This is a genomic window from Runella sp. (assembly GCF_965279615.1).
GTDB lineage: Bacteria > Bacteroidota > Bacteroidia > Cytophagales > Spirosomataceae > Runella.
Genome location: NZ_OZ257252.1, coordinates 4,616,549 through 4,643,462 on the forward strand (window position 1 = coordinate 4,616,549; position 26,914 = coordinate 4,643,462).

General features: G+C 42.6%; 22 protein-coding genes and 4 tRNA genes. 23 read left to right on the plus strand and 3 right to left on the minus strand.

The features are described from left to right. Nucleotides 1-153: 153 nt before the first annotated feature. Entirely contained in the window at nt 154-921 is a 768-nt protein-coding gene (locus ACQY73_RS19805) for a DeoR/GlpR family DNA-binding transcription regulator (RefSeq protein WP_428654100.1), read from the plus strand. A 75-nt stretch (nt 922-996) separates the two neighbouring features. Here ACQY73_RS19805 and ACQY73_RS19810 read toward each other — a convergent pair whose 3' ends face one another. Continuing rightward, the gene (locus ACQY73_RS19810; protein ID WP_428654102.1) at nt 997-2,235 is read right to left on the minus strand and encodes a tetratricopeptide repeat protein; all 1,239 of its coding nucleotides are present in this window, start codon (nt 2,233-2,235) and stop codon (nt 997-999) included. A gap of 98 nt (nt 2,236-2,333) precedes the next feature. On the opposite strand from ACQY73_RS19810, the gene hpt reads away from it, so the two are divergent. The 4 genes from hpt (at nt 2,334) to ACQY73_RS19830 (ending at nt 7,505) form a co-directional block, all read left to right on the plus strand. Continuing rightward, a complete protein-coding gene (gene hpt / locus ACQY73_RS19815) occupies nt 2,334-2,864 on the plus strand; it encodes a hypoxanthine phosphoribosyltransferase (RefSeq protein ID WP_428654105.1) in 531 nt (176 codons plus the stop codon). A gap of 62 nt (nt 2,865-2,926) precedes the next feature. After that, a complete protein-coding gene (locus tag ACQY73_RS19820; RefSeq protein ID WP_428654107.1) occupies nt 2,927-3,535 on the plus strand; it encodes a HupE/UreJ family protein in 609 nt (202 codons plus the stop codon). 85 nt (nt 3,536-3,620) lie between these two features. Then, nucleotides 3,621-5,999, plus strand: a complete 2,379-nt coding sequence (locus tag ACQY73_RS19825) for a M1 family metallopeptidase (protein ID WP_428654109.1) — start codon at nt 3,621-3,623, stop codon at nt 5,997-5,999. A 126-nt stretch (nt 6,000-6,125) separates the two neighbouring features. Next, on the plus strand, nt 6,126-7,505 hold the full coding sequence (locus ACQY73_RS19830; protein WP_428654111.1) for a redoxin domain-containing protein: 1,380 nt from the start codon (nt 6,126-6,128) through the stop codon (nt 7,503-7,505). On the opposite strand, the gene ACQY73_RS19835 is transcribed toward ACQY73_RS19830, so the two are convergent. Further along, a complete protein-coding gene (locus ACQY73_RS19835; RefSeq protein WP_428654113.1) occupies nt 7,487-8,167 on the minus strand; it encodes an outer membrane beta-barrel protein in 681 nt (226 codons plus the stop codon). The two genes, ACQY73_RS19830 and ACQY73_RS19835, sit on opposite strands and share 19 nt — an antisense overlap. A 149-nt stretch (nt 8,168-8,316) precedes the next feature. Here ACQY73_RS19835 and ACQY73_RS19840 point away from each other — a divergent pair, with 149 nt between their 5' ends. Further along, nucleotides 8,317-10,347, plus strand: a complete 2,031-nt coding sequence (locus ACQY73_RS19840) for an FAD-dependent oxidoreductase (protein ID WP_428654114.1) — start codon at nt 8,317-8,319, stop codon at nt 10,345-10,347. A 65-nt stretch (nt 10,348-10,412) separates the two neighbouring features. Here the strand turns inward: ACQY73_RS19840 and ACQY73_RS19845 are convergent, their stop codons facing one another. Beyond that, nucleotides 10,413-11,633, minus strand: a complete 1,221-nt coding sequence (locus ACQY73_RS19845; RefSeq protein ID WP_428654117.1) for a serpin family protein — start codon at nt 11,631-11,633, stop codon at nt 10,413-10,415. Between the two features lie 167 nt (nt 11,634-11,800). Here ACQY73_RS19845 and ACQY73_RS19850 point away from each other — a divergent pair, with 167 nt between their 5' ends. From ACQY73_RS19850 to rpoB, 17 genes are all read left to right on the plus strand, one after another. After that, nucleotides 11,801-12,400 (plus strand): RNA polymerase sigma factor, encoded by a 600-nt coding sequence (locus tag ACQY73_RS19850; RefSeq protein ID WP_428668503.1) that lies wholly within the window; start codon nt 11,801-11,803, stop codon nt 12,398-12,400. Beyond that, nucleotides 12,397-13,269, plus strand: a complete 873-nt coding sequence (locus tag ACQY73_RS19855; protein ID WP_428654119.1) for a hypothetical protein — start codon at nt 12,397-12,399, stop codon at nt 13,267-13,269. The genes ACQY73_RS19850 and ACQY73_RS19855 overlap by 4 nt, the downstream gene beginning before the upstream one ends. A 47-nt stretch (nt 13,270-13,316) precedes the next feature. After that, nucleotides 13,317-14,348, plus strand: a complete 1,032-nt coding sequence (locus tag ACQY73_RS19860; RefSeq protein ID WP_428654121.1) for an outer membrane beta-barrel protein — start codon at nt 13,317-13,319, stop codon at nt 14,346-14,348. A gap of 188 nt (nt 14,349-14,536) precedes the next feature. Continuing rightward, a tRNA-Tyr gene (locus ACQY73_RS19865) sits at nt 14,537-14,619 on the plus strand. 73 nt (nt 14,620-14,692) lie between these two features. Continuing rightward, nucleotides 14,693-14,765, plus strand: a tRNA-Gly gene (locus tag ACQY73_RS19870). Between the two features lie 96 nt (nt 14,766-14,861). Then, nucleotides 14,862-14,933 (plus strand) — tRNA-Thr (locus ACQY73_RS19875). A 136-nt stretch (nt 14,934-15,069) separates the two neighbouring features. Next, nucleotides 15,070-16,257, plus strand: coding sequence for an elongation factor Tu (gene tuf, locus ACQY73_RS19880; RefSeq protein ID WP_428654124.1), 1,188 nt, complete (start codon nt 15,070-15,072; stop codon nt 16,255-16,257). A gap of 98 nt (nt 16,258-16,355) precedes the next feature. Next, the gene (locus ACQY73_RS19885) at nt 16,356-18,224 is read left to right on the plus strand and encodes a sensor histidine kinase (protein WP_428654126.1); all 1,869 of its coding nucleotides are present in this window, start codon (nt 16,356-16,358) and stop codon (nt 18,222-18,224) included. Nucleotides 18,225-18,262: 38 nt separating this feature from the next. Further along, nucleotides 18,263-19,471: a TCR/Tet family MFS transporter gene (locus ACQY73_RS19890; RefSeq protein WP_428654128.1), complete on the plus strand. Its 1,209-nt coding sequence runs from the start codon at nt 18,263-18,265 to the stop codon at nt 19,469-19,471. A gap of 74 nt (nt 19,472-19,545) precedes the next feature. After that, nucleotides 19,546-19,616: transfer RNA gene (locus ACQY73_RS19895), tRNA-Trp, on the plus strand. Between the two features lie 16 nt (nt 19,617-19,632). Beyond that, on the plus strand, nt 19,633-19,824 hold the full coding sequence (secE, locus tag ACQY73_RS19900; RefSeq protein WP_428654131.1) for a preprotein translocase subunit SecE: 192 nt from the start codon (nt 19,633-19,635) through the stop codon (nt 19,822-19,824). Between the two features lie 36 nt (nt 19,825-19,860). Then, nucleotides 19,861-20,415, plus strand: a complete 555-nt coding sequence (nusG, locus tag ACQY73_RS19905) for a transcription termination/antitermination protein NusG (RefSeq protein ID WP_428654133.1) — start codon at nt 19,861-19,863, stop codon at nt 20,413-20,415. Between the two features lie 100 nt (nt 20,416-20,515). Continuing rightward, a complete protein-coding gene (gene rplK, locus ACQY73_RS19910) occupies nt 20,516-20,959 on the plus strand; it encodes a 50S ribosomal protein L11 (RefSeq protein ID WP_428654135.1) in 444 nt (147 codons plus the stop codon). A 31-nt stretch (nt 20,960-20,990) separates the two neighbouring features. Continuing rightward, a complete protein-coding gene (gene rplA, locus ACQY73_RS19915; RefSeq protein WP_428654137.1) occupies nt 20,991-21,689 on the plus strand; it encodes a 50S ribosomal protein L1 in 699 nt (232 codons plus the stop codon). Nucleotides 21,690-21,691: 2 nt separating this feature from the next. Next, nucleotides 21,692-22,225 carry a 50S ribosomal protein L10 gene (gene rplJ / locus ACQY73_RS19920; RefSeq protein WP_428654139.1) on the plus strand — a complete coding sequence of 178 codons (534 nt, stop codon included), beginning with the start codon at nt 21,692-21,694 and terminating at the stop codon, nt 22,223-22,225. 119 nt (nt 22,226-22,344) lie between these two features. Continuing rightward, a complete protein-coding gene (gene rplL, locus ACQY73_RS19925; RefSeq protein ID WP_013927556.1) occupies nt 22,345-22,725 on the plus strand; it encodes a 50S ribosomal protein L7/L12 in 381 nt (126 codons plus the stop codon). A 289-nt stretch (nt 22,726-23,014) separates the two neighbouring features. After that, the gene (rpoB, locus tag ACQY73_RS19930) at nt 23,015-26,872 is read left to right on the plus strand and encodes a DNA-directed RNA polymerase subunit beta (RefSeq protein ID WP_428654142.1); all 3,858 of its coding nucleotides are present in this window, start codon (nt 23,015-23,017) and stop codon (nt 26,870-26,872) included. Nucleotides 26,873-26,914: the final 42 nt, after the last annotated feature.

Below are 26,914 nucleotides of genomic sequence, written 5' to 3' on the forward strand. Positions count from 1 at the left end.
AACTTCGACAGATAATTATGTTTTTTTTCGTTCTTTTGAAATAATTTATAAAAAAAACATAGATTTTGGCATGATTTTGCTTTGTACAAAACGAAGTCGTTGAGATAGCTGCGTCTTTTTGCTGCTTTATAAAAAATTGATTTAGAACTAACCATGCACCAAGTCCAAGCGCATATGCTGAAGCGAGAACGTCAGGCATTCATAATGAAACAAGTGAACCTGCACAATCGGGCTTTGTCTGCTGATTTAGGGGCGATGCTGAATGTATCGGAAGATACGATTCGTCGGGATCTGAACGAATTGGCCGATGCCGGCGAATTGATAAAAGTACACGGAGGAGCATTGTCAAAATCGTATCATTACGATTATACGCCGAGCAGCACGTATGCATTGTCGGAAAAAACAATCATCGCTAAAAAAGCCGCTACCCTGATTGAAGATGGTATGTATGTGATGATTGGGGGCGGGACTACCGTTAGAGAATTGGTGAGAGCATTACCGCAAGATCTGAAAGCCACTTTCTTTACGATCAGTCTGACGACCGCGCTGCAATTGTGCGATCATTCCAACGTAGAAGTAATCTTTTTAGGTGGAAAATTGGTGAAAAACTCACAAATAAGCGTGGGCGGAGAAGTAATAAGCCGCATGAATGACATTAGCGCTGATCTATGTATCTTGGGAACCAACTCCATTGATGTCGATGAAGGGATCACGGATTCGGATTTGGAAGCCGTTCAGGTAAAAAAGGCAATGATCAAGGCTTCTAAACGAACCGCGATTGTGACCATTAGTGAAAAACTGGGAAGTACACAGCGACTGCGGGTGTGTGAATTGAACGATATTGATTTTCTGGTCACTGAACTTTCGCCCGATTCGCCCCAATTTAATAATTACGTCCAAAGCGGAGTAATCATACTATAACTATTCATAGCGCCAAAAAGTAAAGCGCGAAGAGAATCCTCAATCCCTTCGCGCTTTACTTTTATTATCAAAAAATTAATCCCGTCGTTTTCTGCGCTCGTCGCGGCGCACTTTATTCAGATTTGTCAGAGCCTCTTTGGCTTCTTTTACCTGAGCGGATTTTTTCTCGCCTCGGTCTACGGCAGTTTTGTAATATTCCCGCGCCGCTTCGTAATCTTTCTCTTTTTCAGCAATTCGCCCCAATCCAACCAACGATGCCAAATAATAACCTGAAGTAAACGCCTTGGCCTGTATAGCATAATCAAGTGTTCTTTGATAATATAGCTTGGCTTTCGGCAAGTCATGGTAGTGGTTATTATAATAATAGGCTAAAACATACGCGGCATTTCGACCACTGACGGCTTCATAGCCGGTTTTGCCTGCATCAATTTTTGATAAAATACTGTTGGCTATTTTTTCCGCTTCTTCGGAATTGCCCCGAACAAAAGCCGAACGCAAATAATACCGCTCGAAATACGGATTGTCGGGATAAGTTTCCCAAGAATACTTAGCTAAATCGTACGATTTAGCGTATTGATTTTCATAGCCGTAGATCTGCAACAGAAAATAACGGGCTTCGGTACGGGTGTAAAAAGCGTTATTTCCCACTTTTTCCAATTGCTGAATTCCAATTTGTTTATTTCCTTTTGGAAAAAGCCATAAAACGGGTTTTAAAAGCGGGTAATTATCAGGAATCCATTCGGCAAAATAGTTAAATAATCCATCTCCAAAGAGCAATTCGGGACTGATCTCGCTCTGCCCTTTGCAGCGCTCTAAATATTTAAGGGCATTTTTTCCCGCAAAAGTCGCCCGAGACCAATGTTTTCGCTCGGAATGAATACGTCCTTTGAACGCGTAGGCTGCGGCTAAAAAGAAAGAAGGTTCAATTTTATTTTCTCGGGTATCGTACAATTTCTCGGCCAATAGGATGCACGTATCCATTAAGGCAATGCAGCGATCATCATAACGAGTATCATCGGTGTTAGGTACGATTTTCCACCATTCGGCCAAGCCCATCAAAAAATAAGGCATTGGGTGGCTTGGGTAACGATAGCGTAACCAACGAAACTCAGCGTCGGCTTCGGCAAATTTAAAATTGTACAATTTGTTAATGGCTTCCGTCGCTTCGATCTGTACGCCGGGGTTTGACATCAGCATTTCGTATTTGCTGTCAAAATCAGCCGAAGCGTACAATTGGGCTTTTGCAGGCGTTACCAAAGCGATCAAAAGGCCTGTAAAACCGAATATCCAATATTTTAAGCTGTTGTTTTTCATGGTCTATTATCTTTGCTGTGCTCTATTAACGTCCAATTCCGGTGAACAGTTTATAGGCTTTAAGTTTTTTTTAAGAATTTTTTAATATTTTTAGAAATATGCTCGCTGTCAGAGACAAACTATTCGTTCCATTTATCGACAAACAAACGCTTGAAGAACGTATCGCCGAGGTCGGTCGCAAAATTAGTGAAGATTACCGAGACAAGAACCCTCTTTTTGTGGTCGTGCTAAACGGGGCATTCCTATTTGCAGCCGAACTGATAAAAAACGTTCCCATCCCCTGTGAAATTACATTTGTACGTGTTTCATCTTATTCAAAGACAGAATCTACGGGCCAATTGACTGAAATCTTGGGCTTAAAAGAGCCGATTCATGGCCGTAATGTCATTATTGTGGAAGATATCGTAGACACAGGATTGACCATGAATAAACTGCTTTTTCAATTGTCTGTTCAAAAACCCAATTCTATTCAGGTAGCTTCCATGCTTTTCAAACCTACAGCTCTCAAAACACCGCTGACGGTAAAATACGTAGGGTTTGAAATAGAAAATCGATTTGTAGTGGGCTATGGTCTTGATTATGATGAGCAGGGGCGAAATCTGGATGCGATATATGTTTTAGCAGATTAATACACCCACAACCTGTTACACTTTTAAACAACCAACCTTCTCATCAACCCCTTTCCATACCAATGTCTGAATTTCAAGCCTACCTTCAACTCGGATTTGATCATATTACTGACCCCAACGGCTACGACCATATTTTATTTGTGATAGCACTTTGCGCCGTTTATGCTTTCCGCGAATGGAAAAAAGTACTGGTTTTGGTAACGGCCTTTACATTAGGGCATTCCGTCACGTTAGCTTTGTCTACGCTCAAGATCATCAGCTATAGTTCGGCATTCATTGAATTCCTGATTCCCATTACCATATTTATCACAGCCCTTGCCAACTTCTCAGAAAAAAACGCAGGAGAAGCAAAATCCCCCAAACTGAGGTATGTATTGGCGGCCTGTTTTGGCTTAATTCACGGCATGGGTTTTTCCAATTACCTTCGAAGTTTGTTGGGCGATCAGGAAAGCATTGTTATGCCGCTGTTTGCGTTTAATCTGGGGCTGGAATTAGGACAACTTGTCATCGTGGCCATTGCCTTGGCAATCGCTTCTTTTTTTGTAGAGATCATAAAGGTAAAGCGCTTAACGTGGAATCACTTAATTTCAGGAATAGTGGCGGGAATGGCGCTTTCATTGATCTTAAATAACGAACTTTTTCGAACTTTTGTGGGCCTATCGGTGGAATAATGTCGCTGAAAAAGGGCTGAGTGTCTACCTATAAAGACTGTTTTTGCTATTTTCATTTAATTTTACAACAAACAAGCTAATACCAATGAGAAAACAATTTATCTTTTACTGGCTAATGCTTTTAGCCGGTGGATTGCTCGCTCAACCTCCTGCGGGCAATTACAATGCTAACTCACGCTTTGAGCAAATGGGCTCAATGCTCCCAACTCCCAACACAACACGCACCGCATCAGGCGCTCCCGGGAAAGATTTTTGGCAACAACGTGCTGATTATGACATCAAAGCAGAATTGGACGACGATAAACGCAAAATCACCGGAACCGAGACCATTACCTATTTTAACTACTCGCCCGATGAATTGAAGTATGTGTGGTTGCAGTTGGATCAAAATTTATTTGAGAAAAACTCGATCAATGCCACTTCACAAAATAACAGCATCCAAAACCAAATGTCAGCCAATGCGGTGACCGGTTTAAATACGCCCAGTTCGGTGAGAGGCAGTGTTGCGGGGGATTTTAGCTATAAAATCACAGCCGTGAAAGACCCCAAAACGAGTCAACCGCTCAAATACACCATCAACGGTACTATGATGCGTATAGAGTTGCCGGTGGGTATCAAAACAGGCCAATCATATGCTTTTTCGGTGGATTGGAACTACTTTATTAATGAATACTACGGCCGCGCCGGCTATGAGTATTTTCCCAAAGATGGAAATACAAATTATTTTATTGCTCACTGGTTTCCAAGAATGTGTGTTTATGACGACGTAAATGGTTGGCAGCACAAACAATTCTTAGGTCAGGGAGAATTTACGTTGACTTTTGGTAACTATAAAGTAGCCTTGACGGTGCCCAATGATCACATTGTAGGTGCAACGGGTGAGTTACAGAATGCCGCGCAAGTACTTACTTCTGAGCAGCAAAAGCGCATGGAAAAAGCCAAAACAGCCACGCGTCCTGTATTGATCGTTAGCCAGGAAGAAGCTGAAAAAGCCGAAAAAAGCAAACCAACGGGCAAGAAAACGTGGATCTATAAAGCTGAAAATGTTCGCGACTTTGCCTTTGCTACGAGCCGTAAGTTTATTTGGGATGCAATGCAGATAGAACAGGCGGGCAAAAAAGTGATGTGTATGTCGCTTTATTCGAAAGAAGGAAATCCGCTTTGGGGGCAGTATTCTACGATGGTAGTAGCTCATACTATACGTTCTTATTCAAAGTTTTCGGTAGATTACCCTTATCCGGTGGCTTATTCGTGTCATGCCAGTGGCGGTGGAATGGAATACCCGATGATCTCGTTTAACGGCGGCCGTCCGGAAGCAGACGGTACTTACTCGGAAGGTACCAAATATGGCATGATCGGTGTGATCATTCACGAAGTAGGACATAACTTCTTCCCAATGATCATCAATTCTGACGAGCGTCAGTGGGGATGGATGGATGAGGGTCTGAATACATTTGTGCAATATCTTGCTGAAAAAGAATGGGATAAAGATTTTCCAACCCGACGGGGAGAACCTCAGTTTATTGTAGATTACATGAAAATGGACCCTAAAAACCTGGTTCCTATCATGAGCAGCTCCGACAACATCATGCTTTATGGTCCCAATGCCTATGCAAAACCGGCTACGGCACTCAACATCTTGCGTGAAACAGTAATGGGCCGCGAGTTATTTGATTATGCTTTCAAAGAATATGCGCGCCGTTGGGCTTTCAAAAATCCAACCCCGGCCGATTTGTTCCGTACTTTGGAGGATGCTTCGGGCGTAGATTTGGATTGGTTCTGGAAAGGTTGGTTCTATGGTGTTGAGGCGGTTGACCAAGACTTAGTGGAAGTGGAATGGTTTGCCATGGATACTCAAAATCCTGAAATCAATAAAGCTGCTGCCAAAAAAGAAGCCGATGCCAAACGCAACACCGTAGCCCGTCAGCGCGACAAAGATTATATCAAAGAATCGGTCGTGGATAAAAATCCCGACATGAAGGATTTCTATAATACGTATGATCCTTACAAAGTAACGGAAGCCGACAAAAAGAAATACGATACCTATTTAGCAAGTTTGAATCCTGATGAGCGCAAGTTGGTCGAATCAGGCATGAATTTCTACACATTGAAAGTAAAAAACAAAGGCGGTTTGCCGATGCCTGTGATCGTGAAGATGCAATTTGAAGATGGAACCGATTCTGTGGCAAGATTTCCGGCCGAAATCTGGAGATTGAACGACCAAAACATTTCAAAAGTAATCACGAGTAAGAAAAAGGTTGTTCAGTGGACATTAGATCCGTATCGCGAGATCGCGGATATTGATGAGGAAAGCAACAGTTTTCCACGTCAGCCTGCTCAACCGACCAAGTTCCAGTTGTTCAAAGGAGGACCGGGAGGCTTCCAGCGTGGACCAAATCCAATGCGTGAAGCACAGCAAAACCAACAACCGAAAGCCGGTCAACAGGGCGGAGCTAAGAATTAACTTTTAAGGGCAGAGGGGCAGAGGTGAACTCTGCCCTTACGAAACATCCGAACCATTCCGATTAATTATCGGGATGGTTTTTTTTATGGCATAGGATTTGCCTTGCCTACGCAAAAGGGAAAAATTATGTCAAATACGTTCAAACTAATAGCTTCTATTCTTTTAAGTGCGGTCAGTTTTAGTGCTTTACAGGCGCAAAAAGGTCTTCGGATTGAAGCAAGAATTGCTAATCTAAAGCCGGCGGCGTTGATACTTGCGCAGTATTTCGGCGGGGAGTTGATGCCCGTAGATACCGCGATCATAGGCGCTGACGGAAAAGTTGTATGGGAAGAAAAACAGGGAATTCCTCCGGGTATGTGCCGTATTTTAGGTTTTGGACGTGGGTTGGATATCGTCGTGGCAGATTCTCAACGGTTTTCGTTTGAGGCAGATATGAAAGATCCCATTGCCACAATTCGATTTCAAAACTCTTCCGAAAACACTTTGTTCTTTAATTATCAACGTGAAGTCCGAAAGCGTTATCAACAGGCGTTGAATTATCGTCAACAAATGGGAATCAAAGACGACAACGATCCGCGCTGGAAATCACGTTTTCAGGAATTAAATGAAGACGTCAAAAAGCACGTCGATTCCTTGTATCAAAAATACCCCAACTTATTCGCCGTTCATTTCCTGAAAAGCTACCAAGAGCCAAAGTTGCCTGTGTTACCTCTCAAATACTTGTCAGCCAAAGATTCGGCGTATTTGCAAAGCTATACCCGCGAGCATTTTTTTGATAATTCTTTTTTGTCAGATGAGCGCATGGTTTATACGCCAACCGTTCCGGTTCGTTTTGAACGTTTTTTGAAAGCACTTCCTTTGTGGTCGCAGGAAGAACAATTAAAAATGGTAGATAAAGTGGTGCAACAAACCAAAGGAACTGTTGAACTGCGAAAATACATAGTGGGCAGATTTGCGCAGGAATTTGAATTGACGCCGTCTGCTTCAATGGATAAACTATACAAACATATCGTTCAGAACTATATAGAGGCAGAATCGAATCTATGGGATGCAAGCACCCTCCAAAAAATAAAAGAAGTCGGCGAGATAAAAGCCAAGTTAGCGGTTGGCACTGCTTTTCCTAATTTACTGCTTACAGATTTAGCAGGCAAAGAAAAGGCACTCGAGTCGGTAAAGAGCGATTATACCGTTTTGTTCTTTTACGATCCGGGGTGTTCACATTGCCGGCAAACTACGCCCAAACTGACAGCTTTAGCTAACAAATATGCCGACAAAATGCAGGTATACGCCATAAGTTTGGATGCAGAGGCAAACACGTTGAAAAACTTTGTGGAGGAATTTAAAACACAGAATTTCGTTAACGTACGTGATGCTTCCCGTAAGATCGAATTCTATAAATTAGGAGTGTTCAACTATCCAACCATTTACCTGCTTGACCGCGACAAAAAAATAGTGGCGAGGTGGTTGACCGTAGAACAATTGGCCACTTATCTGCTTAATCGATAAGAAACCGCCAACTGTAAAGCCCCAAAGCTTTGTTGAAAATGACTGTCGCGCAATTGCGGATCACTACCGGCAGAAGTATACGCAATATACATATCGCTAACAGGCTGAATACTGGCCAAATAGCGAAGATTAATGCCGATTTTATCGAAATTGGCACCGATTGACGCATGATATCCAAAAGCGTATGATTTATACGGAGAAAACGTAAGCGGCGTATTTGAATAGTTGGATAAGAACTGCTTTAACTTGTCATTGGCAAACAGTTGAACGGACAAAAGTGGCCCGCCGGAAATTTCAAAATGATTGTGTCTATAGCCAATAGAAAAAGGAATGTCCAATTGCCCGTATTGAACAGTGGTTTTATTGGATGTGCTAAGTTGCTTCAACTGTGCGCCTTTCACAGAAATCAGTAGCTCTCCTTGCAGGAATACATTTTCGGTACTGCGTACATAACCTCCGATGGTGTAACCGAACGTTGAGCCGCCTTTCGTAGACACTTTTTCGGGTATTCTTGAACTTGATGTATTCAAAACTCCTTCAAAATCTTCTCCTCTAAATTGAGTTGTTTGTACGCCGGCTTTCAAGCCCCACTCCACGCTCTGGGCATATACAGAAGATACTGCCAAAGAAAGGATAGCTAAAACGGTTGAGAACTTTTTCATATACTATTTTTATGGTGTAACCGAAGTTGATTAAGATTCTAACGAATGGGACAAAGGTAATATTACCTCTATATAGAATGATTTGACCGCTGATTTCGTCAAAGTAATTTTCAAAGGTCTGTATCTTTTTCTTACAAATCCAACATCATATGAAAAAAGGTATTCTTCTTTTGGTATTTTCCTATAGCTTAATTGCCGCACCTATACTTGCTCAAACCTACGATATTTGTGTGTACGGAGGTACTTCTGCCGGCGTAATTGCCGCTTATACGGCAAAAAAAGCGGGCAAGTCAGTCGTGCTGATCGAGCCGGGAAAACACTTGGGAGGATTGAGTTCAGGAGGATTAGGGCAAACGGATATTGGCAATAAATACGCCATTACGGGTATTGCAAGGGACTTTTATCGTCAAATTGGGAAGCACTACGGTAAATTTGAGCAATGGACATTTGAGCCGCACGTAGCCGAAAATCTGTTCAAAGAATATGTCAGGAAAGGCGATTTTCCGGTCTGGTTTGAGTATCGTATAGTATCAGCGTCCAAAAAAGAAGGAAAGATTCAGGAAATAACCGTTGAGTCCTCTAATGGAAAAGGGCAGGGAAAAAGAACGGTAAAAGCTAAAATGTTTATTGACTGTACCTACGAAGGTGATCTGATGGCAAAAGCAGGTGTAAACTATACTGTAGGCCGAGAAGCTAACAGCCAATACAACGAAACATGGAATGGTGTTCAGATGTTGGATAAGCACCAATTTCCTGAAGGCATAGATCCTTACAAAATTCCCGGCGATCCCTCAAGCGGGCTATTGTGGGGTATATCAACAGGGACATTGGCTCCTACCGGTTCGGGCGATAAACTGCTCCAAACGTATAATTTCAGGTTGTGTCTGACCAAAGACCCCGCCAACCGGATTCCGATTACGCGTCCGGCGCGCTATGATTCAAGCAAATACGAATTGTTGTTGCGGCAGGTGGCTGTTGAAAACCCTAAACATATTAATTGGGGGGTGTTGCACATTGCAGACATGCCAAATTCAAAAACCGACATCAATAATAAAGGAGGTTTTTCGACTGACATGATCGGCATGAACCATGCTTACGCCGAAGCCGATTACGATACCCGCAAAAAAATTATCAAAGAGCATGAAGAATACACCAAAGGCTTTTTGTATTTCGTCGGCCATGACCCGCGTATGCCTGAGCACCTTCGTCAACAAATGCTGGAATGGGGCTATCCAAAAGATGAATACCTTGATAACAATCACTTTAGTCATCAAATTTACGTACGGGAAGCGCGCCGTTTGGTTGGAGAATACGTTATGACGCAGCATAATTGCGAAGGAAGGGAAGTGGTAAAAGACGGAATTGGATTAGCCGCTTATACGATGGATTCGCATAATTGTCAACGGATTATAGTCAAAAACCCAAAAACGGGTAAAATGGAAGTACGGAACGAAGGAGATGTGCAGGTAGGAGGCTTTCCCCCCTACCCTATCAGTTACCGTTCGTTGATTCCTAAACAAGCAGATTGTCAAAACCTGTTTGTGCCTGTTTGTCTTTCAGCTACACATATTGCTTACGGATCTATTCGCATGGAGCCTGTTTTTATGGCGTTGGCGCAGGCATCAGCCGTTGCAGCAACGATGGCAATTGATAACAAGAAATCTGTACAGGAAATAGACATAGCCGGCCTCCAAAATATACTATTGACAAATCCCTTAATGGATGGCAGTCAGTCAGAAATTTTGTTGGATAATGACGTTACTCCCACGAAGGTAACAACGATGGGTAATTGGCAAACTGTCAAAACCGGCGGTAAATATGCGGCTACGCAATTAATGGAAAACTCTAAGGGGAAAGGCCAAAACAGCGTACGTTTTACTCCGGATATTGCTAAATCGGGGATGTATGATATTTACGTCTATAATCCAAGTCCAACGGGTGGCGGCGGGAATCCCGGGGAGGCTGCTGACCAAGCTAAAGCGAGTAAAACGACCGTCAGAGTAAAAAATGCCGATGAACCCCAGGAAGCAGTAGTAATACGATCACAAAATCAAGTGAATGATTGGATAAAATTGGGAACGTATCAACTCACCAAAGGAAACGGTAATTTTGTTGAAATTACCAATCAAAATGCGGATGGTGTTGTGGTAGCAGATGCCGTTTTATTTGTTCCGCGCTAAGTATTAAAAATAGAAAAGGCGTTACTCGACAAGTAACGCCTTTTCTATGAAAGTTGTAATTAGATTTATGGATTGACCATTTTTCCCATAAACAAAACGGTATCAGAGCTTTTTTCGCTGATGACAAACACAAACGGCCGATCAGCATAATACGTTTGCGGAAGTGAAGTCAGCTCAATGCCAATCGTAGTTACGGCGGCTGCTTCCGTCCCTTTTTCATCGACCGCCACGTATGTATTCTGCTTCACAAAACCGACGTTAAGATTACCTGCTTTACTGATTTTGGTTAGGTCTGCTACATTTGGAAGAAACGCTGACGGCATACCCATTGTTGCCAACACTTTGTTCAAATACACTTCGTATTCAAGCGTAAAACGAGGTAAACCAATCGACAGATTATCAACCTCTTTCAGGCCTTGTTGCAATTGATCCCATTCGGAAGCGGTAAGTTTTGTCACTAAATCCTTGACGCCCTGTGTGCCCGTTGGCACCAATACCGTCATGGCATAGCGACCGTTTCCGTAAGGAAGTTCATACGCAAAATAGCCGTCACGATTGGCAAATGAAATTTTGCTTTTCATCTGCATCATTTTGACATCTTTGGTTTGACCGTTAACCAATTGAAAAGGATAGTCAGATGTTTTTTTCTCGTCAAAGCTTGTTGTCCAGTCACCTTTAAAATAAAGTGCGTTCATCAGAAACAAGACCATTTGCGGGTCAATCGTGTCCAACACTTTTTTGATTTTGCCGTTGGTTTTATCACTCGCCCACGAATTAAGCGGGGTAGCATCAGAACCGCTGAATTGCGAAGCTTCCGCCTTAAAAGAATTTTTCAGGATCGTAACAAAATCAGTTTCGGGCTGAAAAGTATTCCGATTCCATACTGAATTGGCTAATCCCAACGTGACCTTAGAATCTGCTTTGGGCAAACCTTCTATAAGTTTGAGATAGGTTGCGTTGGCGTCTGCCAACGAGATTCCGTTCAATTTCAGTGTTTTTTGAATCTCGTCGGCAGTTTGTCCGTTCGCCCCGTTGAGCAACATACCCAATGCCATGTGTAAGCTCAAGGGTGACACAAATACGTTCTTTTCAGGTTTTTCCTCATCATTCAGTTTTTTGAAAAAATCAAAGGCAAAATCGTCCGTTCGGCCCGCAAAACTTTCCGGAATCCGGACATCCTCACCCGCAGGAGTAGGGCTGTCTGAACTACAGCCTAATGCCGCCCAAAGCAATACTAAAGTAGCGGCAATGACCAGTACGCATTGAAAAAAGGAAGTGGTTTTCATGATTAATGCTGTTCTCACAATAGGTGTCATAGCTGTTGGATTTTTAGTTGGAAACTAAGGCTATGACGTTGGTTGTTTTATAACGGTTGGAACTTGAAAAAATTTTTTTGTAACTAATGCAACCTTTATACCAAGTCTTTGCATCTACCTTTTGAAACAGCCCGATGATGGTCAAAATTTTACAACTGTTCACTAGCGAAGCCCAATTGGTCAAAGCCCTTCAAAAAGGGGATGCCAAGGCACAGCGCCATTTGTACGAAAAGTACTCCGGGCGATTGCTGGCAGTGTGTGTGCGGTATATAAACGATAAAATGGAAGCGGAAGATGTTTTGATTGAGGGTTTTATGAAGATTTTCGATCGCATCGACCAATTTAAGGGAGAAGGAAGTTTTGAAGGTTGGATGCGTCGGTTAATGACCAATGAAGCCTTGATGTACTTGCGTACCAAACGTCATATAGAGATAGACTTAGATACCCCGGAAGCGCAACATCTTCCCAATTACGAATGGGCAGATGCTTCCCTCGGAGTCGATGATTTATTGGCAGTCATTGCAAAATTACCGACAGGCTATCGTACCGTGTTTAACTTATATGCCATTGAAGGCTATTCACACGCTGAAATTGCCGAACAACTGGGAATCACGGAAAGTACTTCCAAGTCGCAATTGCACCGGGCACGGGCTTTATTGCAGGACATGGTAAAAGAAATGGAAAATTTAAATCGTACTGCCGAAGCGGTGGAAAATTTAAAAGAAAATAAAAGATGAAAAAGCACCCTATTGACAAATTATTTGCTCAAAAGTTGAAGGAGGCCGAAATCAAACCTCGTGATGAATCGTGGGAAAAACTGCAACTGCGGATGCAGCAAAACAAAAAACGTCGAATCGGTGGTTGGTGGCAGCAAGGGCCGTGGTTGGCCGCGGCAGGAGTTTGCTTACTTCTGGTAGCCGGTTGGCTCATGTGGCGTTCAAATAATACGGCGAGTGAAACCAACTTAGCGCAACATCCCGAAAAGAAAAAAGCGATTGAGCAATCTATAACTCCAAAAAAGGAAGTTGAAGTTAAAGAAGAAATAAAAGCTCCAATAGTAGAGCAAGTAGCAGCCAATGTAGATGAACAAACACCTGAAGCAATAGGAAAAGTAACACCGCCTAAAAACACAAAAAGTGCAGCGACTACATTAAAATCAGGCTCTACAACTCCGCAACCAATGGTAGCAAAATTGGCAGAAGAGCAAAAGCCGGAAACTCCGATGAAACAAGAGAAGCTGCCTGTTTCTATCGAACAAAATACCCAAACGATTGCTCAGGCTACAACGCAGGCACAGGCAGAAAGCAAAGCTTCCACTAAGACGGTAGTGCTTCAATTGCCTGAAATAAAAGAAACCTTAGTGGCCGCCAATGTAAAAGAAGTAGGCGCAGAACCCACTGTAAGATCGGAAGAAAACAAAGAAGATTCGGATGAGTTTGACGACAATCTTCTCAATAAACCCCGTAAATCTACCAGAATGGCCAAAGTATGGAAACAATTAAAAAATGCTAAAAACGGCGAACGTGTAGATTGGGATGAAGTGGGATTCAATCCAAACAAAATGTTGGCTAAAGCTACCGGAAAAGAAAAAGAACGTAATAATTAAAATCAGCAATGCATAACCAAAGTATCAATTTTAACAGCAGCACAGCCATGAAAAAGTCAATTGTAACCTTCGTTTTAGCTATTATAGCTTTTGTCGCGCAAGCCGAAAAATACACCCAAAAAGGAGATTCTCTGATTGTACAGTTCGGTAACAACACCCGTTTAATTATCCAAGCCAAGGATAAAGAGGGGATTCAAAGTCTTCGTCAATATGACCTTAATAAAATTGTTCGCGATATGGGGGCCGCTTTGGATTCCAGCAGTAAAGAGACGTATATCTACATCAACGAGCAAAACGGGCGTAAATATTTAAAAGATACCGTATTGGTTATCAGCCGTAAAGATGGAGAAGTAAAAATTACGATCAATGAACCTTCTCAAAATTCATCCGAATCAAAGGAGAGAGAGATAAAACGTTCAAATAATAATGACGACGGAACCGTTACGCGCAACGTGACAAGACGTTATAAAAGCCCTCGCAATGGATTTGACGTATTGGTCGGTCTTAATACATATGCCAAAAATACTCCGTTGACATATCAGGAATCTGATTATGATTTACTGCCTTGGGGTTCGCGATTTGTCAGTCTTTCGTGGGTGAGAGGAGCCGCCATAAGCCGAGGTAGAGATGCCTCTTTAGGATTGGACTTAGGGATTGATGTTTCATGGTATAACATGATGTTTGACGGAAATAATACGGTGCAAAAAGACAGTCGTGCCATTTCGTTCCCGGCCGCTTCCACTTCCGGTGACGTGTATAAATCGAAACTTACGTCGGCCTATTTGAATCTTTCTCTGATGCCTACGTTAGCCATTCATCACGGCCCCATTTCTTACCTTAGTGTAGGTATGTACGGTGGCTATCGGTTAGACAGTTATACAAAAGTGCAGGAGGCTCGCAAGGGGCATTCAGACCGTAGTCATTCCAATTTCCATTTAAATGATTTTCGTTACGGAATCGGAGCAGAGTTAGGTATTCGTCACTTTCCGGATTTATTTATGCAATATGACTTGGGAGAATTATATCAAACTGCTAAAGGGCCTGCTGTACGGATGATCAGTTTTGGGATTCGCCTATAATATTAATACTTAGGAGGTTAAAAGTTTATGGCCTTTTCCGGCCCGGCTTTTAACCTCTTTTTTTTGTTTTAGGAATTTAATCACAAAATAATTTTTTAATCAAAGGTTTGAATTTACAGTAAAACCTTATACATTTGCGACTCCAAAAGAAAATCAAACAGCTTTTGGGTGTTTTTTGAGAGTAACAAGGGGGTGTACCAGAGTGGCCAAATGGGGCAGACTGTAAATCTGCTGGTTCATACCTTCGGTGGTTCGAATCCATCCGCCCCCACTTTTAGTAAACAGTTTTCGATAGTCAGTTTTCTTTACGTTAACTATTATCCGGCAACTACTAACTAAAAAACGCGGGAGTAGCTCATTTGGTAGAGCGGTAGCCTTCCAAGCTTCAGGTGGCGGGTTCGAGCCCCGTCTCCCGCTCATTTTTCAAGTTAATTGTTACTTGTTAATCGTTATTTAGAGACTAATACTTAACTAATAACTTTTAACGAATAACGGTTAACTTTTTTATTGAAAGCTGTTATAGCTCAGTGGTAGAGCACTTCCTTGGTAAGGAAGAGGTCCGGGGTTCAAGTCCCCGTAACAGCTCGAGCAATTACGTTATTAAGTTTAAAGATTCGAAACGGTGTAGTAGTTAACTTTTAATACCCGTAACGGCTCTGGACACGCAAGTTTTCTCTGTAAATCCAAATAAATACAAAATCAACTTTTAGTTAATACAACAATGGCAAAAGCACAATTCGACCGTAGTAAACCCCACGTAAACGTAGGTACTATCGGTCACGTTGACCACGGTAAAACTACTTTGACTGCTGCTATCACTAAAGTACTCGCAGAAAAAGGCTTGGCAGAAAAGCGTGATTTCTCATCAATTGATAATGCTCCCGAAGAAAAAGAACGCGGTATCACGATCAACACTGCTCACGTAGAATATCAAACAGTAAATCGTCACTATGCTCACGTTGACTGTCCGGGTCACGCTGACTATGTGAAAAACATGGTAACGGGTGCTGCTCAGATGGACGGCGCTATCATCGTGGTAGCTGCTACTGACGGACCAATGCCACAAACTCGTGAGCACATCCTTCTTGCTCGTCAGGTGGGTGTACCTCAATTGGTTGTTTTCATGAACAAAGTGGACATGGTAGACGATCCTGAGTTATTGGAACTTGTAGAAATGGAAATTCGCGAGTTGTTGTCTTTCTATGAATTCGATGGTGACAATATCCCTGTGATTCAAGGTTCAGCTCTTGGTGGCTTGAACGGCGATCCAAAATGGGTAAAAACCATTGAAGAATTGATGGATGCAGTTGATAGCTGGATTCCAACTCCTGCTCGTGATATGGATAAGCCATTCCTGATGCCGGTTGAAGACGTATTCACGATTACAGGTCGTGGTACAGTTGCTACCGGTCGTATCGAGCGTGGTGTAATCAATACAGGTGATCCTGTTGAAATCCTTGGTATGGGTGCTGAAAACCTCAAATCTACCGTAACAGGGGTTGAGATGTTCCGCAAAATCCTTGACCGTGGTGAAGCAGGTGACAACGTAGGTTTACTCCTCCGTGGTATTGAAAAAGCCGATATCCGTCGCGGTATGGTTATTTGTAAACCCGGTTCAGTAAAACCACACGCTAAATTTAAAGCGGAGGTTTATATCCTGTCAAAAGAAGAAGGTGGACGTCACACTCCATTCTTTAACAACTACCGCCCACAATTCTATTTCCGTACCACTGACGTAACAGGTATCATTACTTTACCTGCCGGTGTTGAGATGGTAATGCCCGGTGATAACTTGACTATTGATGTAGTTCTTATCAACCAAATTGCAATGGAAAAAGGTCTTCGTTTCGCTATCCGCGAAGGTGGACGTACAGTAGGTGCCGGTAAAGTGACAGAAATTGTTGACTAATTAGTGCCTTTCCTGATAAATAAAAAAGGACGCTCCACCGAGCGTCCTTTTTTATTTAGAATTAACTCATTAATTTGGCAACCTCCTTTGGACTGAAAATGCCAAGACTACTGTTTTCCACACTTTTATTAGGGTTGTTAAGCTTGCTGAATTTTTGTGCATCTGCTCAACCGGTTATTGATCTTACTGAAAAATCCATAGAGTTAGATTTATGGGGGAAAAACAGTATTGAATACTTAGAAGACCTTGGACGCAAGGTAACTATTGATACTTTACTGGGAGATTCTTCACTTGCCTTCAAAAGTACACAGCATCATTTACCGGATTTCGGTTTTACAGATGCACATTATTGGATTCGTTTTCGGATAAGAAAACAGACGAATCAGTCCATTAATTGGGTTTTACAAAACGATAACCCAATGATCAATCATCTCAATCTGTTTTTAATAAACGAAAAATCAGGAAGTATCTTTAAAAAAACGGTTAAAGAAGCCATACCGGGGTACCAACGTGAATTAAATGTGCACCAGTGCGCTATCCCAATAGATATTATCCCCTATGAGACGTATACGGTCTATGTGCAAATAAAGGCAACCGATGCAAAAGAAATACAGCTTAAACTTTCTGAAACCCATCATTTTTATAATACCTACTTCGATGAATTATGGTTTTGGACGGCTCATATAGGTTTTGTCCTGTGTATGATTGTTGTGCAGTTGGTTTTTCTGCTGGTGACCAAAGAGCGAAATTTCCTGTTTTACATTCTGTTTTTGCTGGGATATCTCTGCATTGCGATTATTGGCGGATATGGAATAATTGATGCGATTGCATGGCCGGAAAATGAATGGCTGAAAATGCATGGCATTGTGTTGGCTGTTGTTTTGAGCGATGTGTTGGGTGCATTGTTTTATATACATGCTTTGCGCCTGAAACAAACTGCTCCCGTTCTCTATTGGCTGTTATTAACCGATGGTGCTTTACCTATCCTATTAAGTTTTTGGATCTTTATCTTTCCCGACAGTATCAGTGCGAATGTGTACGCCAGCACCTTAATGTTTGTGTTTTTCTGCTTGGTGTCCATTTCCTGTATTGTGAGTTATCGACGCGGAAACGTCTCTGCCATTTATTATTTATTTGGGACGATCGCCTACTTCGTAGGGATATTTATCCAACTGCTCTGGACACTCAGTTACGTCTATCCCAACCTATTTGTTATCAATTCAATGCATATAGGCAGTATGCTTGAAATGATCTTTTTTACGTGGGCATTGGCACACGATTATCGCCGAACGAGGGAGGAACGTGAAGGAACGCAAAGAAAACTGATTAATGCCTTACAATCACAGAATAAAGAGATATCGGAGGCTTTGGTACGTGGGCAAACCCTTGAACGTAAACGTGTAGCAGCCGACCTGCACGATTCACTGGGTGGAACGCTCTCCGCAATGCGTTGGACATTGACTTCACTTAATACCGGAGGCCTAACCGAACAGGAAAAACAAGTCTATGACAGTCTTGTTGAGATGACGAACGATGCACATCAACGTGTCCGTTTTTTGAGCCATAATTTATTGCCGGAAGACTTGGAGCAGGAAGGACTTCAGGTAAGTATTGAAAAATTAATAGAAAAATTGAATCGAAGTAATAAAACCAAGTTTGAGTTGAATCTTAATTTAGCAGAGAGACCGAATAAAAAAATCGAATTTGAGCTGTACAATATTTTTCTGGAGCTTATCAGTAATGTATTAAAACATGCCAATGCTTCGGAAGTTTATATCTCATTGGAAAGCCTTAATGGATTTGTTCATCTGGAAGTTTTTGATGATGGCAAAGGGATAAATGGCGAAAGCCGCCGAGGAAAAGGTTTGTATAATATACAGGATAGAATTGCTTCATTAGGAGGTACATGGCAGATAGAATCTACAACAAAGGGCACAAGTGTATTGGCTCATGTACCTTTAACTTAATTTTTTCATACTTTTGTGCTCCCTTATAAATTGTGCCCATGGCCGAAAAACGCAACTCTGCACTCATTTTCATCTTCATAACTTTATTGATTGACATTACCGGTATTGGAATTATTGTGCCTGTTGTGCCCAGACTTATCCAAGACCTAACCGGCCAAGGGCTTTCCAAAGCAGCGTTGTATGGCGGTTGGCTGATGTTTATTTACTCGGTCATGCAGTTTATCTTTTCGCCGATTCTGGGCGGTTTGAGTGATCAATATGGCCGGCGGCCTATATTATTGGGGTCTTTATTTGGGTTTGGAATAGATTATATTTTTTGTGCTTTTTCTTCGACCATAGGATGGTTGTTTTTGGCGAGGATAATTGCCGGTATCTTTGGGGCAAGTTTTTCAACTGCCGGAGCGTACATTGCAGATGTAAGTCCTCCTGACAAGCGTGCTCAAAATTTTGGGCTGATCGGTGCCGCCTTTGGGCTGGGATTTATTCTTGGGCCAATGATCGGAGGATTACTGGGCCAGTACGGTGCGCGCGTACCTTTTTTCGTAGCGGCAGGGTTAAGTTTGCTCAATTGCATTTATGGTTATTTTGTGCTGCCTGAATCGCTCGCGACCGAAAATCGACGACCCTTTGATTGGAAACGCGCCAACCCTATAGGTTCATTGCGACATCTACAGAAATATCCTGTGATTTTTGGGTTAATTATTCCTTTGGTTTTGATCTATATTGCCGGCTATTCGACTCAAAGTACCTGGACCTATTTTACAATGGAGAAATTTGGTTGGGACGAAAAATGGGTTGGTTATTCATTAGCATTTGTGGGTTTAATGGCCGCAATTGTACAAGGTGGATTGACACGGACGATTATTCCAAAATTAGGAAATACGAAGTCTATTTATTGGGGTCTTTCGCTATATGCTGTAAGTTTTTTGATGTATGCCTTCGCCAATAAAGGCTGGATGATGTTTGTCATTACCATTATATCATCGTTGGGAGGATTAGCTACCCCTGCTTTACAGGCTATCATGTCAAATGAAGTACCTCCCAACGAACAGGGAGAGCTTCGGGGCGCTCTGACCAGCCTGATGAGTTTAACGGCGATTTTTGGCCCTGTTATGATGACCGGACTTTTCGCTTATTTCACATCTCCTTCCGCTCCTGTTCAATTTGCGGGTGCTCCTTTTATGCTGGGTGCTGTTTTAACCATTTTGAGTTTGATTTTAGTGAAGAATTTATTAACTAAAGGTTGAAAATATTCTTAAAATCTTGCAGTTAAAAAAATAAATCTCTACTTTTGCAGTCCGATTTCAAAAGTCACCTTTACACGGGCATAGTTTAAAGGTAGAACTACGGTCTCCAAAACCGTCGGTCTGGGTTCGAGTCCTGGTGCCCGTGCTATTTTTTGCGCAAAATGAACTCATTTATAGAATTTGTAACCGCCTCCTGGGACGAGGTAAGACACAATGTCACATGGCCCAAAATTTCTGATTTGCAATCCAGCACTACTTTAGTACTGTTGGGGTCGCTGATTTTTGCTGCAGTGGTAGGTCTTATGGACTTCATTTTCGAGAATGCCCTCTCTTTTCTTTATCAGTCATTTTAAGGGTATTTTTCCCTGTCACCCAAACATTGAGCAGGTATGAGCAATCTGAATTGGTATGTTATCCGGGCAGTGTCTGGTCAGGAGAAAAAGATCAAGACCTATCTCGAAAACGAAATCACCAGACAAGGTCTTCAAGAGTCTATTCCGGAAATCTTGATTCCCACCGAAAAAATCGTTGAAATGCGTAACGGTAAAAAACGGATACGCGAAAAAAACTTTTTCCCGGGATACATCATTATTTCTGCGGATCTGGCAAGAGGTGAGACGTATCACTTAATTACCACTATGCCGGGGGTATTGGGCTTCTTAGGGAATGTTAGCGGAAATTCTAAAATTCCTGTGCCTTTGCGTCAATCTGAGATCAATCGGATTTTAGGTAAAGTAGAAGATGCGGTAGAAGAAGTTGAAACACCGAAAGTAAGTTTCATGAAAGGCGAAAGCGTTAAGATCATTGATGGGCCTTTCAGCGGATTTATCGGTACAGTAGAAGAAATTTTTGACGACAAGAAGAAGCTAAATGTCGTTGTAAAAATATTCGGGCGTAGTACGCCCGTGGAGCTGAGTTACGCACAAGTAGAAAAAGAAAGCTGATTTATCAGAATGTTGCCGGGAGTACGAGACGAAAAGCTTCCACTTTCGTCTGTCAGCCGTACGCTTGAACCGGTAACGCCAACTTAAACGTTAAATAACGATGGCGAAAGAAGTAGCAGGTTACGTCAAACTGCAAGTGAAAGGTGGCCAGGCCAATCCTTCTCCCCCAATTGGACCGGCATTAGGTTCGAAAGGTCTGAACATCATGGAGTTCTGCAAGCAATTTAATGGTCGTACGCAGGACAAAATGGGAATGGTATTGCCCGTAGTAATCACGTACTACAAAGACAAATCATTTGAATTTGTCATCAAAACTCCACCGGCACCTATTATGTTGTTGGAGGCTGCAAAAGTGAAACTCGGTTCGGCTGAGCCAAACCGTAAAAAAGTAGGATCCGTAAGTTGGGATCAGGTGAAAGTTATCGCCGAAACCAAAATGCCGGATTTGAACTGCTTCACAATTGAGTCTGCAATGAAAATGATTGCAGGGACGGCGCGTAGTATGGGTATTACGGTAGCAGGAAAAGCCCCTTGGGATAACTAATCACGAAGCGGACGTAAAGACATTTTGAACAATGGCAAAATTGACTAAAAAAAGAAAAGATGCTTTAGCGAAATACGACGCCAAATTGCAGTATTCGTTTGAAAAAGCAGCAGAAATTCTAAAAGACATCTCATATACTAAGTTTGATGCTTCAGTAGATATTGATGTTCGCTTGGGTGTTGACCCCCGCAAGGCAGACCAAATGGTTCGCGGTGTGGTGGCTTTACCACACGGTACAGGTCGTGAAGTACGTGTTTTGGTACTTTGCTCGCCTGATAAAGAAGCCGAAGCCAAAGAGGCGGGTGCTGATTATGTAGGTTTGGATGAATACGTAAAAAAAATCGAACAAGGCTGGACAGACGTGGATGTGATCATCACTATGCCGACTGTAATGGCTAAGATCGGTAAATTAGGTAAAATCTTAGGACCTCGCGGTCTGATGCCAAACCCTAAATCAGGTACTGTAACGCTTGAAGTAGGCAAAGCTGTAAAAGAGGTAAAGGCGGGTAAAATCGACTTCAAGGTTGATAAATTCGGTATTATTCATACCAGTATCGGCCGTGTATCTTTTGGTTCTGATAAAATTGCCCAAAACGCCCAGGAGTTGATAGCTACACTGATGAAGCTCAAACCATCTTCGGCTAAAGGTACTTATGTAAAAAGCGTACACCTGTCGAGCACAATGAGCCCGGGTGTAGTGATTGATAAAAGCACGATTGCAGGAATATAATTATGACACGCGAAGAAAAAGCCGTTATCATAGACGAACTCAGCGAGAAGTTCAAGGCGATACCTTATTTCTATATTGTTGATGCCACCGGCATGACAGTTGGTGAAACGAATAACCTACGCCGTAAATGTTTTACACAAGGTGTAGAGTATCGCGTTTTTAAAAACACGCTGATTGCAAAAGCTCTTGAAACATTGGATACCGATTATACCCCTTTTAACGACTCAGTTTTAAAAGGATTTTCGGGAATTATGTTTCATCCGGAGTCAGGTAAAGCTGCTGCAAAATTGATCAAAGAATTCCGTAAAGAATCAGGTAATGACAAATTGAAGCTTAAAGGTGCTTCAGTTGAATACAGCCTCTTTATCGGTGCCGATCAACTTGACACGCTCTTGACCCTGAAATCAAAACAGGAATTAATCGGGGAAATTATTGGTCTGTTGCAATCACCTGCCAAAAATGTCGTATCGGCATTGCAAAGCAGCGGAGGCAAATTGGCCGGTATCCTCAAAACTTTGTCAGAACGCGAAGGATAATCATCAGTCCCTTTTGACCAAGTCATTACTCGTGGCAAGTATTTTTATAAAACTGACTGCGGGTAATAAATATTCAATCAATCAAAATATAAACAGAAACAATTTTAACTTTCAATAAAATGGCAGATTTGAAAGCATTCGCTGAGCAACTTGTTAATCTTACTGTAAAAGAAGTAAACGAACTTGCAGCAATCTTGAAAGATGAGTATGGTATCGAACCCGCAGCGGCAGCACCTGTAATGGTAGCAGCAGCAGGTGGTGGTGATGCAGCTCCGGTAGTAGAAGAAAAAACTTCTTTTGACGTAATCTTGAAAGCAGCCGGCGCCGCTAAACTTCAAGTTGTGAAACTTGTAAAAGATTTGACAGGCCTTGGCTTGAAAGAAGCGAAAGAACTCGTTGACGGTGCTCCAAAACCTTTGAAAGAAGGCGTATCTAAAGACGAAGCTGAAGCTTTGAAAAAACAATTGGAAGAAGCAGGTGCTGAAGTAGAAGTTAAATAATTTCTATTCTTTACACTCAAATTCCTTTGGAATAGGCCTGACCTTGCGTCAGGTCTTTTCCTGTTTAAAGCCCCTTACCCCAAAGGGGACTCCATTAAAGCTCTCGGTTGGGGATGAGAGTAGAGGTTCATCTGAAACACTTCGCCACTCGTAGGAGCGATGCAGAGGGATGAAAACTCAGTAAAAACTACGAGGCAAGTTAAGTTTTTTGTAAACTAATCATTGATTTCCTGCGTTGTATCTAATTAGACCGGCGTTGGACTTTTCCACCAAAAAAACTTATAAAGCCTTGGTAACCAAACAACCTCCACGTAAAAATTTCGCCCGGATCAAGCCGGTTATTGACTATCCGGACTTCCTGGATGTACAAGTTCGTTCTTATCGTGAATTCGTCAATTTAGACACGGCGTCTGAAGAGCGTAACAAAGAAGGACTGTACAAAGTATTTCAGGAAAACTTTCCAATTTCAGATTCCCGCGAAAACTTCGTACTTGAATTCGTCGATTATGCGCTTGATCCTCCGAAATATTCGGTTGATGAGTGTATCTCTCGCGGGTTGACTTATTCGGTTCCGTTGAAAGCAAAATTACGCTTAAAATGTAATGATGCTGACAATGAGGACTTTGAGACCATTGAACAAGAGGTGTTCTTGGGAGCGATCCCGTACATGACCGAAAAAGGTTCTTTTGTAATTAATGGTGCCGAGCGTGTAATTGTATCACAATTGCACCGTTCGCCGGGCGTGTTCTTCTCCATGAGCAAGCACACCAACGGAACAAAATTATATTCTGCACGTATTATCCCATTCAAAGGGTCGTGGATCGAATTCTCAACCGACGTCAATAACGTAATGTATGCGTACATTGACCGGAAGAAGAAATTTCCCGTAACTACTCTTTTGCGCGCGATCGGATTTGGTTCAGACAAAGAAATCCTTGATCTCTTTGAACTTTCGGAAGAAATTCCCGCAACTTCTGCCAGCTTGAAAAAAGCGGTAGGTCGTCGTTTGGCGGCGAGGGTTTTGCGTACATGGACGGAAGATTTCGTGGATGAAGATACCGGTGAAGTGGTGTCTATCAGCCGAAACGAAGTGTTGCTGGAGCGCGATTCTATTGTATCAGCCGATGATTTGGATGTAATTCTTGACTCAGGACAGAAGTCTATCATTCTGCACCGCGAGGACATGAACATGGCGGATTACAATATTATCTATAATACGCTGCAAAAAGATAGTTCTAACTCAGAAAAAGAAGCGGTTGAGCAGATTTATCGCCAATTGCGTAACGCAGAAGCTCCTGACGAACAAACGGCCCGTGAAGTAATTCAAAGCCTTTTCTTCTCAGATAAACGTTATGATTTAGGAGATGTAGGACGCTACCGAGTAAATAAAAAATTGCAATTGGATATTTCAATGTCTACCAAGGTGTTAACCACTCAAGACATTGTTTCCATTGTGAAATACCTGATCGGCCTTATCAATGCCAAAGCCGTAGTCGATGATATCGATCACTTGTCGAACCGTCGTGTTCGTACCGTGGGAGAGCAATTATGGGCACAATTTGGCGTAGGTTTGGCGCGGATGTCTCGTACGATCAAAGAACGTATGAACGTTCGTGATAACGAGGACTTTAAGCCAATTGATTTGATCAATGCCCGTACGTTATCGTCGGTCATTAACTCATTCTTTGGTACAAACCAGTTGTCGCAGTTCATGGACCAAACGAACCCTCTGGCAGAGATTACGCACAAACGTCGTATGTCTGCACTCGGGCCGGGTGGTTTGAGCCGCGAACGTGCCGGTTTTGAGGTTCGTGACGTTCACTATACGCACTACGGTCGTCTGTGTACGATTGAAACGCCGGAAGGTCCGAACATTGGATTGATTTCTTCGCTTTGCGTCTATGCAAAAACCAACAGCATGGGCTTTATCGAAACGCCTTACCGCGTGATCGATAACGGTAAATTGACCAATGAACTGGTTTATCTGACGGCAGAAGAAGAAGATTCACGCTATATCGCACAGGCCAATGCGTTTGTCGATGATAAAGGAAACTTCCTTATTGATAAAATCAAAACGCGTTTTGAAGGTGACTTCCCAATGGTGGATCCTTCACAGGCGTCGTTAATGGATATTGCAGCCAACCAGATCGTATCGGTGGCGGCTTCGATGATTCCGTTCCTTGAGCATGATGATGCTAACCGTGCCCTGATGGGTTCAAACATGCAACGTCAGGCAGTGCCTCTTCTTCGTCCTCAGGCTCCGATTGTGGGTACCGGTTTGGAAGGACGTGTTGCCCGTGACTCGCGTGCGTTAGTTGTTGCTGTTGGAGATGGTGTGATCGAGTTCGTGGATGCAACCAAAATCGTGGTTCGCTACGAGCGTACACATGAGCAACGTCTTGTGAGTTTTGACAGTGACGTTGTTACCTATAATTTGGTTAAATTCCGTCGTACCAACCAAGATACCTGTATTAACCTTCGGCCAATGGTACTTAAGGGCCAAAAAGTGGCAAAAGGTGATATCTTGAGCGAAGGATACGCGACCGAAGCCGGTGAGTTGGCTTTAGGACGTAACCTGCTTGTAGCCTTCATGCCTTGGCAGGGATACAACTTTGAGGATGCGATCGTGATTTCGGAAAGAGTCGTTCGTGACGATATCTTTACCTCGATCCACATTGAAGAGTTTGATCTGGAAGTACGTGATACCAAACGCGGAGAAGAAGAATTAACGGCTGAAATTCCGAACGTAAGTGAGGAAGCGGTTAAGAATCTTGATGAAAACGGTATCGTTCGTATCGGAACAGAAGTAAAAGAAGGAGATATTTTGATCGGTAAGATCACTCCAAAAGGAGAATCAGATCCAACTCCGGAAGAAAAACTGTTACGTGCCATTTTTGGTGACAAAGCCGGTGACGTGAAAGATGCCTCGCGTAAAGCACCTCCGTCGATGAAAGGTGTTGTAGTTGATACCAAGCTTTTCTCTCGCCCGGGCCGTGATGAGCGTGTGAAGCAGAAAGACGAGTTGAAGGTATTAATGAAAGCTTATAGCCGCGATTTGATCAAACTTCGTGAAGTGATCATTGACAAAATGGTTGAGCTTCTTGATGGCAAGTCAAGTGCGGGTGTAAAACATAAATTTGGCGAAGATATCATCAGCAAAGGGGTGAAATTCAGCCGGGTAAATATCATCAATAATGTATTCCCTGACAAAAATCCATACCGTGATGAAGCCGGTTATGTTGTTGCGGAAGAAGTAAACCTGTTGGGCGATTTAATTATCGAAGGTTGGACCGATGATGCCACCACCAACAAGATGTTGTTTGAGATGGTGAAAAACTATCAAAAACGTCGTAACGAAATCGCCGGGCGTTTCAAACGTGATCGTTTTACGTTAGAAGTCGGTGATGAACTTCCTGCGGGTATCGTGAAATTGGCCAAAGTATATATCGCCAAAAAGCGCAAGCTGAAAGTCGGTGATAAAATGGCCGGTCGTCACGGAAACAAAGGGGTTGTTGCTAAAATCGTTCGCGATGAAGACATGCCGTTCCTGGCCGATGGAACACCGATGGACATCGTGTTGAACCCACTTGGGGTACCTTCACGGATGAACATCGGTCAGATTTACGAAACCATTTTGGCGTGGGCCGGCAGAAGATTGGGACGTAAATACGCGACACCAATTTTCGACGGAGCTACGGAAGACCAAGTTGTTTCTGAATTGAACGAAGCAGGAATTCCTGAATTCGGACGTACACCGCTTTACGATGGTCAGTCAGGTGATATGTTTGACCAAAACGTAACAGTAGGTATCATGTACATGCTGAAATTGGGTCACTTAGTAGATGATAAAATGCACGCCCGTTCGATTGGGCCATACTCGCTCATTACGCAGCAACCATTGGGTGGTAAAGCCCAATTTGGGGGTCAGCGTTTTGGGGAAATGGAAGTGTGGGCACTCGAAGCGTTTGGTGCGTCGCATATTTTGCAGGAAATTTTGACAGTGAAATCGGATGACGTAATCGGCCGTGCTAAAGCGTACGAAGCGATCGTGAAAGGTGAAAACCTTCCGAAACCAAATATCCCTGAATCATTCAACGTATTGATTCACGAGTTACGCGGTCTCGCTCTCGAAATCACAATGGATTAATTTTCATTCTTTCAGAGGTAACTTCCCGAGGGTTTTAAATCT

Bases quoted from the DNA above. Each gene is read 5' to 3' on its own strand.
- tuf (WP_428654124.1), top strand. From the start codon at position 15,070: ATGGCAAAAGCACAATTCGACCGTAGTAAACCCCACGTAAACGTAGGT.
- ACQY73_RS19830 (WP_428654111.1), top strand. From the start codon at position 6,126: ATGTCAAATACGTTCAAACTAATAGCTTCTATTCTTTTAAGTGCGGTC.
- ACQY73_RS19835 (WP_428654113.1), bottom strand. From the start codon at position 8,167: ATGAAAAAGTTCTCAACCGTTTTAGCTATCCTTTCTTTGGCAGTATCT.
- secE (WP_428654131.1), top strand. From the start codon at position 19,633: ATGAACTCATTTATAGAATTTGTAACCGCCTCCTGGGACGAGGTAAGA.
- ACQY73_RS19825 (WP_428654109.1), top strand. From the start codon at position 3,621: ATGAGAAAACAATTTATCTTTTACTGGCTAATGCTTTTAGCCGGTGGA.
- ACQY73_RS19810 (WP_428654102.1), bottom strand. From the start codon at position 2,235: ATGAAAAACAACAGCTTAAAATATTGGATATTCGGTTTTACAGGCCTT.
- hpt (WP_428654105.1), top strand. From the start codon at position 2,334: ATGCTCGCTGTCAGAGACAAACTATTCGTTCCATTTATCGACAAACAA.
- ACQY73_RS19845 (WP_428654117.1), bottom strand. From the start codon at position 11,633: ATGAAAACCACTTCCTTTTTTCAATGCGTACTGGTCATTGCCGCTACT.
- ACQY73_RS19885 (WP_428654126.1), top strand. From the start codon at position 16,356: ATGCCAAGACTACTGTTTTCCACACTTTTATTAGGGTTGTTAAGCTTG.
- ACQY73_RS19805 (WP_428654100.1), top strand. From the start codon at position 154: ATGCACCAAGTCCAAGCGCATATGCTGAAGCGAGAACGTCAGGCATTC.
- ACQY73_RS19820 (WP_428654107.1), top strand. From the start codon at position 2,927: ATGTCTGAATTTCAAGCCTACCTTCAACTCGGATTTGATCATATTACT.
- ACQY73_RS19850 (WP_428668503.1), top strand. From the start codon at position 11,801: ATGGTCAAAATTTTACAACTGTTCACTAGCGAAGCCCAATTGGTCAAA.
- ACQY73_RS19860 (WP_428654121.1), top strand. From the start codon at position 13,317: ATGAAAAAGTCAATTGTAACCTTCGTTTTAGCTATTATAGCTTTTGTC.
- ACQY73_RS19840 (WP_428654114.1), top strand. From the start codon at position 8,317: ATGAAAAAAGGTATTCTTCTTTTGGTATTTTCCTATAGCTTAATTGCC.
- rplK (WP_428654135.1), top strand. From the start codon at position 20,516: ATGGCGAAAGAAGTAGCAGGTTACGTCAAACTGCAAGTGAAAGGTGGC.
- nusG (WP_428654133.1), top strand. From the start codon at position 19,861: ATGAGCAATCTGAATTGGTATGTTATCCGGGCAGTGTCTGGTCAGGAG.
- ACQY73_RS19890 (WP_428654128.1), top strand. From the start codon at position 18,263: ATGGCCGAAAAACGCAACTCTGCACTCATTTTCATCTTCATAACTTTA.
- rplA (WP_428654137.1), top strand. From the start codon at position 20,991: ATGGCAAAATTGACTAAAAAAAGAAAAGATGCTTTAGCGAAATACGAC.
- ACQY73_RS19855 (WP_428654119.1), top strand. From the start codon at position 12,397: ATGAAAAAGCACCCTATTGACAAATTATTTGCTCAAAAGTTGAAGGAG.
- rplJ (WP_428654139.1), top strand. From the start codon at position 21,692: ATGACACGCGAAGAAAAAGCCGTTATCATAGACGAACTCAGCGAGAAG.
- rplL (WP_013927556.1), top strand. From the start codon at position 22,345: ATGGCAGATTTGAAAGCATTCGCTGAGCAACTTGTTAATCTTACTGTA.